This window comes from Stappia sp. G46H5W (assembly GCF_058448995.1).
Genome location: NZ_JBZFLL010000003.1, coordinates 477,045 through 489,166, shown reverse-complemented (window position 1 = coordinate 489,166; position 12,122 = coordinate 477,045). Strand labels below are relative to the sequence as shown.

Sequence of the window (12,122 nt, the reverse complement as noted above, 5' to 3'; positions counted from 1 at the left end):
GGTTGAAGCGGAGCCGCTGTCAAACGCCATCGAAGAGCGGCAGAACGACCTCATGGGGCGCAACGGCAAGCACCTTGAAAAGCTCGCCCATTTCCTGGGGCGCTGCCAGCCGCTCGACCTCGCCGCGGATGCGCTCCTGCTCTTCCGGAGGCCGGCCTGCGCCGACCTGGCCGGCGCGCTCCAGCAGGCCGAGGCGGAGCAGGAAGTCTCCCTGTGTCATCAGCGGGCGCGGGTGCAGTCCGCCGGTCCGGGCGGCGCGGGCCAGCGCCTCGAAGTTCACATGGGCGGTTAGATCGGCCCGGCCCGGTTCTGCGAGAACCGGGACATGGCGATGGGCGCGCAGGGCCTGTAGCGTCTCGCCGGTGGCGGCGCGGGCATAGCCGTAATCGATGGCGAGCAGGGCGCCGCCCTGCCGGGCGATGCGGGCGGCAAGCTCTTCCATCAGCGCATTGGCGAGCGGCTGGGTCTCGAGGATCGCGCCTTCGGCCGCACCGGCAAGATCGGCCGGCAGCGAGCCGGGATCGAGGCTGCCGGTGCCGGCGACGAAGTGCAGGGCGCCGCTTGCATCGAGGCCAACGGCCCGCTCGCGCCAGCCCTGCGCGGTCCTGACATATTGTCGGATGGGCAGGGCGTCGAAGAACTCGTTGGCGACGACGATCAGCGGCGCGTCCGTGGGCAGGTCGGCGATCCGGTCGTGCCAGTGCGTGCGCGCTCCTGCCTCGCCCAGCGTGGTGCGCTGGACGGCGCGCAGCCGCCGGCTGGTCTCCACAAGGTGCAGAGAAGCTGCCTCGCGAAAGGCCGGGCGCAGGGCGGCGACACGCAGCATGTCGGCCATCAAGGTGCCGCGGCCGGGCCCGAGCTCGACGAGATGGCAGGGTTGCGGGCTGCCGAGGGCGGCATGGGTCTGGACGACCCAGGCGCCGACCAGTTCGCCGAAGAACTGGCTGACCTCCGGCGCGGTGATGAAGTCGCCATCCGCTCCGAAAGGCTCGGCCTGCATGTAGTAGCCATGCTCGGGATCGGCGAGGCAAAGGCCCATGAAGTCGAAGACGGACATGGGGCCGCTCGCCTTGATCAGCGCGCGGATGCGTGCGCCGAGCGGTGTCGCTTGCGGTTCGGGGGACGTCACGCAGGCCCGCCCGGTGTTGCGTCGGGGTCGGCGGGCGGCTTGCGTAGTGCCCGGGCGATGGCCCACAGGCCGGCGGCGATCATCGGCAGAGACAGCAGGATGCCCATCGTCAGGCCCGGCCCGAGATAGCCGATATGGGCGTCCGGCACCCGGAAGAACTCGACGAAGGAGCGCGACAGGCCGTAGCCGAGTGCAAAGGTACCGGCAACGAGGCCCGGCCGGCGGAAGCCGCCGCGCAGCACCACGATGCGGGCGACGACGAGCAGCAGCAGGCCTTCGAGTGCGGCCTCGTAAAGCTGGCTCGGATGGCGGGGATCAGGCCCCGCGCCGGGAAAGACGAAGGCCCAGGGCACGTCGGTGACCCGGCCCCAGAGTTCGCCATTGATGAAGTTGGCAAGGCGTCCGAAAAACAGGCCGATGGGCGCGACGGCGCCGGCGAGGTCGAACAGCGTCCAAAGCGGGATGCCGCGTCGCCAGGCGAAGACGATCATGGCGACGACGACGCCGAGGAAGCCGCCGTGGAAGGACATGCCGCCTGTCCAGACCTGGAGGATATCCAGAGGATTCTGCAGGTAGTAGCCGGGCGAATAGAACAGCACGTAGCCGAGCCGTCCGCCGAGGATCGTGCCGATGGTCGCATAGACGACGAAATCGTCGACATCGAGCAGGGACGGGCGCGGTGTCCGGCCCCACAATTCGTCGCGGGACACGAGGCCGCGCATGTAGCGCCAGCCGAGCAGCAGCCCGGCGATATAAGCGAGCGCGTACCAGCGGATCGCGAAGGGGCCGAGTTCGATCAGCACGGGATCGATGGCGGGGAAGGGCAGGGCAAGGATCGGCATGGGGGCTCCGGCTGGCCGGCGGACCGGCACGACATGCGGCGCGACGTTGCCGCTCCGGGCCGCGTGCGTCAAGGCTGCGGCGATTTCTCCGAGATGGGGTGTTTCGTCGCGCACAAAAGCGCACTACCTAGGAGAAAGTACGACACGGCCCGATGGGCCGGCAGCAGAGAAGGACTGGCCATGACACAGGGACCGAACCGGGTTCTCGACGATTTCGCCAAGCTGATGACGGACATGGCCGGTGTCGCCCAGGGCGCGCGGCGCGAGGTGGAGACTGCCTTCCGGGCACAGGCCGAGCGGTTTCTGGCCGACATGGACCTGGTCAAGCGCGAAGAACACGATGTCGTGAAGGATATGGCGGCACGTGCGCTCGACCGGATCGACGAGCTCGAGGCACGCATCGCCGCGCTGGAGACGCCGACGGCCAAGCCGCGCTCGACCAAGCCGAAAGCCGCAGACGACTGAGGCTGAGGCGGCACGAGCGAATCGGTGCAGGATGATCACCCGGCGTCTTTCGCCGGGTGCGGAGAAAGCCGTAGCGGCAGCTCGCCGTCCACAGCTTCAAATCCGTAAAGGAAAAGTGAACATATCCTTGAAATAAGTTCTCCCTATATACTGAAGTCAGGCGGAGATTCGCGGGACGGCGATGCCGAGGGGCACGAACAGTCATCGCGGCTCGCGGACATTCGCTCGCGGCAGGCCAGCACCCTGCGGACCGACACGGTGGCCACGCGCTGGGGCAGCGCCGCGCATGGCCCGCAAGCCGAGAGGAACCTCCCATGAGCCTCATCGACATCGACTTCGAACGGCCCGCCAACCCCGTCGACACGATCGAGCACATCGCCGCCATCAACGACTGGTCCTTCGAGCGCTCCTGCGACGAGGAGATCACGATTTCCGTTGCCGGCCACTGGTGCGACTATCACGTCTCGTTCTCCTGGATGGAGGACCTGGAGGCGCTGCATCTGGCCTGCGCCTTCGATCTCAAGGTGCCGGATCCGCGCCGTACCGAGGTCGTGCGCCTGCTGGCGCTTGTCAACGAGCAGCTGTGGATGGGGCATTTCGACCTGTGGAACCGCGAAGGCGTGGTGATCTTCCGCCAGTCGCTGCTGCTTGCCGGCGGTGCGGAGGCGACGTCCAAGCAGATCGAGGGATTGCTCACCAACGCGCTCGACTCCTGCGAGCGCTACTACCAGGCCTTCCAGTTCGTGGTCTGGGCGGGTAAAAGCGCCTCCGAGGCAATCGACACCGCCTTGTTCGAAACCGCGGGGGAAGCATGAGTTTTTCGAAGGAGCGTCCGCTCGTCCTTGTCGGAGCCGGCAAGATGGGGGGCGCGATGCTGTCGGGCTGGCTTGCTGCCGGCACCGAGCCGGAATCCGTTCTCGTCGTCGATCCGAAGCCCTCGGCCGAGTTGCTCGATATGGTGGCCAGGTCCGGTATCCGCCATGCGGAGGCGGTCACCGAAGGGCTGAAGGCCGGCGTACTGCTGGTGGCCCTTAAGCCGCAGATCATGGAAAGCGTGCTGCCGAGCCTGGCGCCCGCCGTCGATGGGGACACGCTGGTGGTCTCGGTCGCTGCCGGGACGCCGGTCGCGGCGTTCCGCAAGGCCTTCGGCGATGTGGCGATCGTTCGCGTCATGCCGAACACCCCGTCCCAGGTCGGCCGCGGCATGAGCGTTGCCTATGCCAACGACCGCACCGACGGAGATCAGCGGGCGACTGTCGATGCGCTGCTTTCGGCCATCGGCGCTTCCGACTGGATCGAGCAGGAAGAGCAGATCGATGCCGTGACCGCCGTCAGCGGTTCGGGCCCTGCCTATGTCTTCTACCTGACCGAGGCGCTGGCCGCTGCCGGCGTCAAGGCCGGCCTGCCGGAAGACCTGGCGATGCGTATCGCCCGCCAGACCGTGTGCGGCGCAGGGGAGCTGCTGTATCGCTCCGATCTGCCGGCAGCGGAGCTGCGCCAGAACGTCACGTCGCCGAACGGGACGACCGCTGCCGCGCTCGCCGTGCTGATGGAGCCGGAAAGCGGCCTGCAGCCGGTGATGGACAAGGCCGTGGCGGCTGCGCGCAAGCGCTCGCAGGAGCTGGCCGGCTGAACAGCCGGCCTTGCGCCGCCGCATCTGCTTTCTTCCGCCAAGGCTCGAAAAGTCGCTCCGGGTTTCCTACATCTTCATCAGGTGTTCGTGACCGGCCTGTCGCAGCTGCGGCTGAAACGCGGTCACACGTGATCCGGAGATGAGCATGGCCACCGCGAAAACCAGGCAGAAGATCGTCGCGAGCTTCCTTTCGCTCCTGGGCGACAAGGGCTGGCACGGCTTCGAGATGGCGGATGTCGCGCGCGAGGCGGGCGTCAAGCTGTCCGTGCTGCGTGCGGAGTTTCCCGGCAAGACGGCATGCCTGAGGGCGTTCCTGTCCGATGTGGACCAGAAGGTCCTCGATGCCATCGATCCGGACATGGAGGGCGAACCGGCGCGCGAGCGATTGTTCGACGTGCTGATGACGCGGCTGGACACCCTGTCTCCTCACAAGGATGCCATCCGCGCCCTGCGAAAGGCGGTGCAGCGCGATCCGCAGCTGGCGCTCAAGATCAACCGCGAGGCCGTCACCTCGCAGCGCTGGATGCTGACGGCGGCGGGCATTCCGGCGGCCGGGCCGCGCGCTGCGGTCATGTCGCAAGCGCTTGTCGTGGCTTTTGCCCGCGTCGTCGATGTGTGGCTGGACGACGAGGATCCCGGCCTTGCCCGTACCATGTCGGCGCTCGCCCGCCAGCTCGACGAAGGCGAGGTGTGGATGGGCCGGCTCGACCGGGTGAGCCGCTTCCTGAAGCCGTTCCTGTCGAGGGCGCGCGAGCGCGGTGCGCGGCAGGAGACGCCGCCGCCCGGCACGGCGGATGCCGGGGATGAGGCTGCCGCCCCCTCCGGGGCTTCCCCGAACGCAGCCTGACGACTAAGGTAGCGGGAGCGCCGCGCCCCTCCCGCGCCGACCGAAAGGTCCGCGCGGGCTTTCACGTTCCCGCCTACTGTCGTCCAGGACATTATCCACCATGACGAAAGACCATGCGGCCGCTTCGCCGGCCATTTCCTTTGACGAATTCCTCAAGGTCGACATCCGCGTCGGCCGTATTGTCGAGGCCGCGCCCTTTCCCGAGGCGCGCAAGCCGGCGATCAAGCTGATGATCGATTTCGGCGCCGAGATCGGCCTCAAGAAGTCCAGCGCCCAGATCACCCGCCACTACACGCCGGAAGAGCTGGTCGGCCGCCAGGTGATGGCGGTCGTCAACTTTCCGCCGCGCCAGATCGGACCGATGATGTCGGAAGTCCTGACGCTCGGGGTTCCGGATGCGGATGGCGAGGTCGTGCTGCTGGTGCCTGACAAGGACGTGCCGCTCGGCGGCCGTCTGTACTAAGGACGTGCCCGCGTCCGCGACCTAGACCGGGATGCGGACGCGGGCGCGCAAGCCGCCCAGCGTTTCGCTGTCGCCGAGCACGATGTCCCCGCCATGGGCGCGGGCAATGTCGCGGGCGATGGCAAGCCCGAGGCCGCTGCCGCCGCTGTCGCGGTTGCGCGCCTGATCGAGCTGGTAGAAGGGGCGGAACACGTTTTCCCGCTCCTCGGCCGGGATGCCGGGGCCGTCGTCGTCGATAGTGATCGTCAGCCAGCCATCCGCATTGCGCCCCTCGATGGTGAGCCGGCTGCCATGCCGGGCCGCATTGGTGACCAGGTTGGTCAGCGCCCGCTTGAAGGCGCTTGGCCGCAAGGTCACCTCGGCAGGGCCCTGAAGGTGCGAGGACACCGAGGCACCGAGAATCTCGGCTTCCGCCTCCAATTCCTCGAACAGCAGGCCGATATCGGTGGGGTGGGCCTGCTCGTCTCCCTCGCCGCGGGCGAAGGCGAGGTAGTCCTCCAGCATCGTCTTCATCTCGTCGACGTCGCGCTGCAGGGCGCGCACTTCCTCGCTGTCGGGGAAGAGCGCGAGCTGCAGGCGAAAGCGCGTCAGGATGGTCCTGAGGTCGTGGCTGACGCCGGCCAGCATCGCCGTGCGCTGCTCGATCTGGCGCTCGATCCGCCGCCGCATTTCGATGAAGGCCTGGGCGGCGCGGCGCACCTCGCGCGCGCCACTGGGGCGGAAATCCTCGATCGGCCGCCCCTTGCCGAAGCTCTCCGCCGCATTGGCCAGCCGTTCCACCGGGCGGGTCTGGTTGCGCAGGAACAACATGGCCAGGATCACCAGGACGAGCGAGGTCGATACCATCCACACGATGAAGAGATGCGAATTGGACGCGTAGGTCTGGCTGCGACGCGCGATCACTCGCAGCACGTTGTTTTCCAGCTTGATACGCAGCTCGACGAAGCTGGAGCGGCCGACAGTGTCGATCCAGAACGGCTTGCCGATCCGGGACGCGACCTGCTGCGACAGATAGCGGTCGAGGATGTCGAAAAAGGGTTTGGGGCGCGGTGGCGGCAACGGCTCTGGCGGCAGCAAGGTGATGGCAAGCCCGACGTCGGCACGCGCCATCTCCGTGATCTTCTGGAACTCCTCCTCGCTGCGGCTGGCCTCGGTCAGTCGTACGATCATCGCAATGTCGCGCACGACCGCATCCGAAAGCCGCTGGGTGACGAGATTGTAGTGCCGCTCCATGAAGACGAAGGCGAGCACGGCCTGCATGACCACCAGCGGGGTGATGATGATCAGCAGCGTGCGGGTGAAAAGGCCTTTCGGCATGCGCCGGTACAGCGCGCCGGCCAGGGCGCGGTAAGGAACTGCCAGCAATTCGCCGATCCGCCGAAGGCCCGCCGGAAGAGGCAAGGCGCCAAGGCGGGCGAGGGCGCCGCGAAACGGTGTGCTCAGTCGCATACGAGCCGGTAACCGATGCCGCGCACGGTCTGCAGATAGAGCGGGTTGCCGGGATCCGTCTCGATCTTGCGCCGCAACCGGTTGATCTGCACATCGACGGTGCGTTCGCCAAGGCCGCTGTCGTCGCCGACGATTTCGGTGCGCGGCACGGTCTCGTTGGGCTTTTCGGTGAAGAGCGTCAGGATCTCCTTCTCCCGATCGGTCAGGCGGATCACCTCGTCCCCGCGGCGAAGCTCCCGGCGCGCGGCATCGAAAACGTAAGGCCCGAAGCGGATATCGGTCGGCTCGGGAACTTCCGGAGTGGAGCGCCGGCGCAGGATCGCACGGATGCGCAGCAGCAGCTCGCGCGGCTCGAACGGCTTGACCAGATAGTCGTCGGCGCCCGCTTCCAGTCCTGCGATCCGGTCGGCGGCGTCGGAGCGGGCCGTCAGCATCAGGATCGGCACGTCGGAACGGGCGTGCAGGTCGGCGGCGAGTTCCAGCCCGCTCTCGCCCGGCATCATGACGTCGACCACCAGCAGATCGAAGGCCAGCCCGTTCAGGCGCCGGCGCGCCTCGGCTGCCGAGGCGGCCACCGTGATGCGGAAGCCGTGTTCGGTCAGGAAGCGCTTCAGCAGGGTGCGGATGCGGGTGTCGTCGTCCACTAGCAACAGGTGCGGCGCATCGTCCTGCAGATTTGCGGCCGGCGGCGTCCCGGTGGTGGCCTGGGTCTCGATGCTGTCGGTCGTCACGGGCTTACCCTCGTCTGGGCCGGCCGGTCAATCAGGCGGGCAACGTCGCCGCGCTGATCCGGATCGATCATATGGTACAGGAACTGGCGGGCGATATCGTGGCTCTCGGCCGGCATGGCACCGAGCGCCCGGCGGATGCGGCGGGACTGCAGGTCGGTGAGGCGGGCTGCCAGCTGCTCGCCCTCGACTGTCGGAAAGAGCAGCCGTTCGCGGCGGTCCTGGGGGCCAGGTTCCTGCAGGATATAGCCCTCCTCCACCAGCTGTTTCAGCACCCGGGCAAGGCTCTGCTTGGTGATCTTGAGAATCGCCAGCAGGTCGGTGACGCGCAGGCCCGGATTGCGGCTGACAAAGTGCAGCACGCGGTGATGGGCCCGCCCGAAACCGAACTCGGCAAGCGCCGCATCCGGATCCGCGGTGAAGTCGCGATAGGCGAAGAACAGCAGCTCGATGAGGTCGATGGGGATCTCCGCCGAGGTGGCCGACTGGCCCTGTTTCGCGCCCTGCGAGAAATTTACGTCAGCCATATTGACTTATTTCCGACCGATTGTTACACGTATTCAGTCTGCAGCGAAACGATCGTACGTCATCGCCCTTCAAGCATGGTAGATGTTGTCCGTAGGCGTTGCAGAACGCGGCTTTCCGGGCTAGGCGTGCGACTCCGGTGTCGTGCGTGTTCAGGCGCCAAGCGGCCCGTCACCATACAAACAGTTGACGAGCCGCGCAAAGCCGCGAGACGGAACCACATTGCAGTCCTGACGGTGCCGGCCGGACCGGTATCTCATTCAAACGCAAACGGGATCGAGCCCGTTGCCTGTTTCGGGAGTAGTTCATATGGCGCAGCTGCCCTTTGACCAACGCGAAGGCCACATCTGGTATGATGGCGTGTTCGTGCCCTGGGCCGAGGCCAAGCTCCACGTACTGAGCCACGGCCTGCACTATGCCAGCAGTGTCTTCGAGGGCGAGCGCGCCTATGGCGGCGAGGTGTTCAAGCTCGGCGAGCACACCGAGCGCCTGCACGAGTCGGCCCGTATTCTCGGTTTCGAGATTCCCTACAGCGCCGAAACCATCAACCAGGCGACGCGCGAGCTGCTGGCCAAGGGCAACCTGGTCGACGCTTACGTCCGTCCGGTGGCCTGGCGCGGCAGCGAGATGATGGGCGTGTCGGCCCAGTCCAACACCATTCACCTGGCGATTGCCGCCTGGGAGTGGCCGAGCTACTTCAAGCCGGAAGATCGGCTGAAGGGCATCCGTCTCGACATGGCGGCCTATCGCCGTCCGGACCCGATGACGGCCCCCTCGCGCTCCAAGGCGGCCGGCCTCTACATGATCTGCACGATCTCCAAGCACGAGGCCGAGCGCAAGGGCTATGCCGATGCCCTGATGCTCGACTGGCGCGGCCAGGTCGCCGAGGCGACCGGTGCCAACGTCTTCTTCGTGAAGGACGGCAAGATCCACACGCCGAAGCCGGATTGCTTCCTCGACGGTATCACCCGCCGCACGGTCATCGACCTGGCCAAGCGGCGCGGCTTCGAGGTGATCGAGCGGGCGATCCTGCCGGACGAGATGGAGGGCTTCGAGGCCTGCTTCCTCACCGGCACGGCGGCGGAAGTGACCCCGGTTTCCGAGGTCGGTCCGTACACGTTCACCGTCGATGCGATCACCAAGACCTTGATGGAAGACTATCACGTCGAGGTGCAGCCGAAGGCCGCGGCCAAGATCGCCGCTGCCGGCTGAGATCCCCTCGGATCTCACCGTGGAATATGCGAAGGGCGGCCGTTTGGCCGCCCTTTTGCGTTTCGGAACCGGATCTTGTGCCCCTAGACGGTGAACATCCGTCCGCGCTCGGTCCAGGCGACGACGGCAAGACCCGAGAGGGCGAAGCAGGCGAAGCCGAGGGTGAGCGGCAGGACCGACCCGTCGAAGCGGCTGGAGACCAGGAAGCCGAGCGCTGCCCCGCCGCTGGTGGTGACGAAGCCGAGCATGGCGGATGCGGCGCCGGCGATATGGCCGAGCGGCTCCATCGCGATGGCATTGAAGCTCGGACCGATCAGCCCGAAGGAGAAGACGCCAAGCACCAGGAGGCCGGTGAAGACATAGAAGTTCGAGCCGAAGGTCAGCGCGGCGACCACCTGCACGATGTTGAGCAGCGCGTATGCGACCAGCGCCCAGTGCGACAGCGGGCGCAGGCCGATGCGCTCCACCAGCGAGGCGCTGAGGAAGGACGAGGCCGCGAGCGCCAGTCCCATCATCGCGAAGACGAGCGGGAAGGCGGCGCCGAGGCCGAACAGGTCGACATAGACCTGCTGAGCGGAGGCGATGAAGGAGAACAGTGCGCCGAAGATCAGCGTCGTCGCCAGCATGTAGCCGGAGGTGGTGCGGGTGGCGAGCGTGGTGCGGTAGGCGCCGAGTACGGTGCCGACGGAAAGCGGCCGGCGCTCCTCCACGGGAAGCGTCTCGCGCAGCCGCAGCAGGCACCAGCCGAGCATGGCGAAGCCGCCGAAGGTGAGCATCAGGAAGATGGCCCGCCAGGGCGCGACGAAGAGGATCAGCTGTCCGATGGACGGCGCGATCACAGGCACGCTCATGAACACCATCATGACCAGCGACATGACCTTGCCCATGCGCGGGCCGGAATAGCAGTCGCGCACGGCCGACAGCGCCACCACGCGCGGGGCGGCGCATCCGATGCCCTGCAGCAGACGGGCAAGCAGCATCTGCTCCATGTTCGGGGCGAAGACGCTGAGAAGCCCGGCGAGGGCATAAAGGGTGAGCCCGCCAAGCAGGACGGGGCGCCGGCCGAAGCGGTCCGACAAGGGGCCGCAGACGAGCTGTGCGGAGCCGAAGCCGATCAGATAGACGATGACGATCTTCTGGCGTTCGTTGGGATCTGAGATGGCGAAGGCACGGCCGATATCGCCGAGCGCGGGGAGCATGACGTCGATGGCGAGGGCGTTCAGCGCCATCAGTGCGGCGACGATCACGACAAATTCCGTGAAGCCAAGGCCATGGCGCGGGCCGTCGATCACCTCGACGGGCGTAGCTGTGGTGTTCATGAGCGGTCCGGTCGCAGACCCCGGGGCAATCCGGGGCGCGCCTGTTTGGGAGGGGGGCGTGTCTGCCACGAATAGGCAAGACTTCCTCCCTTATGGGCGGCAGGTCAAGCCTTCCAGCGGTCGGCGTCGCGCGTGTCGCTGTCGCGGGCGTCCACCCAGTTGCCGCTGCTGCCGTCTTTCAGGTGCTCTTTCTTCCAGAAGGGTGCACGGGTCTTGAGATAGTCCATAAGGAACTCGGCAGCCTCGAAGGCGGCGCGGCGGTGGCGGGAGGCGGCGACCACAAGAACGATGTTGCCGCCCGGCTCGATCTTGCCGTGGCGGTGGATCGCAGTCAGCCCGTCGAGCGGCCAGCGCGCGCAGGCCTGATGGGCGATGCGGGTGATCTCCGCCTCGGCCATGCCGGGATAGTGCTCGAGTTCGAGCGCGGCAAGGCGCCCGCCCTCGTCGCGGCAAAGGCCCGTGAAGGTGACGACGGCGCCGATATTCGGGTTGGCCTGCCGAAGCTGCTCGATCTCGGCAGCCACGTCGAAGTCGCCGCTCTGGATGCGGACCTCGACCGGCGGCAGGCCATCAGAGGACGGGCTCGACGTGGCGGTCATGGTAGGCTCAGCCGCCGGTCATCGGCGGAAAGAAGGCTGCCTCGCGCACGCCCGCCAGCGGTGCATCATGCTCGGCATGCTCCTGGTCGAGGGCAACGCGGATGATCTCGCGGTCCGCGAAGGCGCCGGCATAGCCTTCGTCGCGGGAGGCCAGCCAGTCGAGCAGGCCGGCGACGGTGGTGATGTCGCCAGGCAGGTCCACGGTCTCGGCGTCCTTGCCGATCCGCTCGCGGACCCAGGCGAAGTAGCGCAGCTGCATTCTCGTCTCCGTCCTTGCGGCGGTTCGTATCCTAGTCCCGCACCAGGTGGCCGATGCCGGCCCGGAAGTAGTCGTAGCCGGTATATAGCGTCAGCAGGGCGGCGATCCACAGGGCGATCAGGCCAAGGAGCTGCGTTCCGGGCAGCACGACCTCGCCGGCGGGGCCGGCCAGCAGGAAGGCCATGGCAACGAGCTGGACCGTGGTCTTCCATTTGGCGAGCTTGGTGACCGGCACGCTGACCCGCAGGTCCGCCAGAAACTCGCGCAGGCCCGAAACCAGGATCTCGCGGCACAGGATGATCGCTGCTGCGATCATCGACCAGCCGCCGATGTCACCCTGTCCGGCCAGCAGCAGCAGGCAGACGGCGACCAGCAGCTTGTCGGCGATGGGGTCGAGCATCTGGCCGAGGCGGGACTGTTGCTGCCAGGCCCGGGCAAGATAGCCGTCGAAGAAGTCGGTGATGGCAGCGACGATGAAGATGCCAAGGGCGACCCAGCGCGGGCCGTGGCCGGGGAAATAGAAGCAGATCATGACCGCGGGTACCGCAAGGATGCGCCCGTAGGTCAGGATGTTGGGAAGGCTCCAGACATGGGATTGAGACATGTCGCTTCAGGGTCTCGCACTGCATGAGTGGCAGGGATAGGTATGGTC

Annotated in this window: 15 protein-coding genes; 6 read left to right on the top strand and 9 right to left on the bottom strand. The window is 67.0% G+C overall.

The genetic code is table 11. The annotated features are described in order from the left end of the window. Positions 1-19: 19 nt before the first annotated feature. Positions 20-1,129, bottom strand: coding sequence for a class I SAM-dependent methyltransferase (locus ACVJ6E_RS12440; protein WP_491676462.1), 1,110 nt, complete (start codon positions 1,127-1,129; stop codon positions 20-22). Continuing rightward, the gene (gene lgt / locus ACVJ6E_RS12435; RefSeq protein WP_120267023.1) at positions 1,126-1,971 is read right to left on the bottom strand and encodes a prolipoprotein diacylglyceryl transferase; all 846 of its coding nucleotides are present in this window, start codon (positions 1,969-1,971) and stop codon (positions 1,126-1,128) included. Before lgt ends, ACVJ6E_RS12440 begins: the two co-directional genes overlap by 4 nt. 180 nt (positions 1,972-2,151) lie before the next feature. Here lgt and ACVJ6E_RS12430 point away from each other — a divergent pair, with 180 nt between their 5' ends. From ACVJ6E_RS12430 to ACVJ6E_RS12410, 5 genes are all read left to right on the top strand, one after another. Further along, positions 2,152-2,436, top strand: a complete 285-nt coding sequence (locus tag ACVJ6E_RS12430; RefSeq protein WP_120267024.1) for an accessory factor UbiK family protein — start codon at positions 2,152-2,154, stop codon at positions 2,434-2,436. A gap of 314 nt (positions 2,437-2,750) precedes the next feature. After that, positions 2,751-3,251, top strand: coding sequence for a type III secretion system chaperone family protein (locus ACVJ6E_RS12425; RefSeq protein ID WP_120267025.1), 501 nt, complete (start codon positions 2,751-2,753; stop codon positions 3,249-3,251). After that, positions 3,248-4,069 (top strand): pyrroline-5-carboxylate reductase, encoded by an 822-nt coding sequence (gene proC / locus ACVJ6E_RS12420; RefSeq protein WP_120267026.1) that lies wholly within the window; start codon positions 3,248-3,250, stop codon positions 4,067-4,069. Before ACVJ6E_RS12425 ends, proC begins: the two co-directional genes overlap by 4 nt. Before the next feature lie 145 nt (positions 4,070-4,214). Beyond that, positions 4,215-4,916 (top strand): TetR family transcriptional regulator, encoded by a 702-nt coding sequence (locus ACVJ6E_RS12415; RefSeq protein ID WP_158592600.1) that lies wholly within the window; start codon positions 4,215-4,217, stop codon positions 4,914-4,916. 100 nt (positions 4,917-5,016) lie between these two features. Next, positions 5,017-5,379: a tRNA-binding protein gene (locus ACVJ6E_RS12410; RefSeq protein ID WP_120267028.1), complete on the top strand. Its 363-nt coding sequence runs from the start codon at positions 5,017-5,019 to the stop codon at positions 5,377-5,379. 21 nt (positions 5,380-5,400) lie between these two features. Here ACVJ6E_RS12410 and ACVJ6E_RS12405 read toward each other — a convergent pair whose 3' ends face one another. The 3 genes from ACVJ6E_RS12405 to ACVJ6E_RS12395 form a co-directional block, all read right to left on the bottom strand. Further along, positions 5,401-6,696 carry an ATP-binding protein gene (locus ACVJ6E_RS12405; RefSeq protein ID WP_491676471.1) on the bottom strand — a complete coding sequence of 432 codons (1,296 nt, stop codon included), beginning with the start codon at positions 6,694-6,696 and terminating at the stop codon, positions 5,401-5,403. A gap of 122 nt (positions 6,697-6,818) precedes the next feature. Further along, complete coding sequence (locus tag ACVJ6E_RS12400) at positions 6,819-7,544, bottom strand: response regulator (RefSeq protein ID WP_120268267.1); 726 nt, start codon at positions 7,542-7,544, stop codon at positions 6,819-6,821. Between the two features lie 11 nt (positions 7,545-7,555). After that, a complete protein-coding gene (locus tag ACVJ6E_RS12395; RefSeq protein ID WP_120267030.1) occupies positions 7,556-8,083 on the bottom strand; it encodes a MarR family winged helix-turn-helix transcriptional regulator in 528 nt (175 codons plus the stop codon). 307 nt (positions 8,084-8,390) lie between these two features. Between ACVJ6E_RS12395 and ACVJ6E_RS12390 the strand changes: the two genes are divergently transcribed. Further along, entirely contained in the window at positions 8,391-9,293 is a 903-nt protein-coding gene (locus tag ACVJ6E_RS12390) for a branched-chain amino acid aminotransferase (RefSeq protein WP_120267031.1), read from the top strand. 83 nt (positions 9,294-9,376) lie between these two features. Here ACVJ6E_RS12390 and ACVJ6E_RS12385 read toward each other — a convergent pair whose 3' ends face one another. From ACVJ6E_RS12385 to pgsA, 4 genes are all read right to left on the bottom strand, one after another. Continuing rightward, the gene (locus ACVJ6E_RS12385; RefSeq protein WP_120267032.1) at positions 9,377-10,612 is read right to left on the bottom strand and encodes a multidrug effflux MFS transporter; all 1,236 of its coding nucleotides are present in this window, start codon (positions 10,610-10,612) and stop codon (positions 9,377-9,379) included. Positions 10,613-10,716: 104 nt separating this feature from the next. After that, on the bottom strand, positions 10,717-11,211 hold the full coding sequence (locus ACVJ6E_RS12380; RefSeq protein ID WP_120267033.1) for a molybdenum cofactor biosynthesis protein MoaE: 495 nt from the start codon (positions 11,209-11,211) through the stop codon (positions 10,717-10,719). Between the two features lie 7 nt (positions 11,212-11,218). Continuing rightward, positions 11,219-11,470: a molybdopterin converting factor subunit 1 gene (moaD, locus tag ACVJ6E_RS12375; RefSeq protein WP_120267034.1), complete on the bottom strand. Its 252-nt coding sequence runs from the start codon at positions 11,468-11,470 to the stop codon at positions 11,219-11,221. 31 nt (positions 11,471-11,501) lie between these two features. Next, positions 11,502-12,074 (bottom strand): CDP-diacylglycerol--glycerol-3-phosphate 3-phosphatidyltransferase, encoded by a 573-nt coding sequence (pgsA, locus tag ACVJ6E_RS12370; RefSeq protein ID WP_120267035.1) that lies wholly within the window; start codon positions 12,072-12,074, stop codon positions 11,502-11,504. Positions 12,075-12,122: the final 48 nt, after the last annotated feature.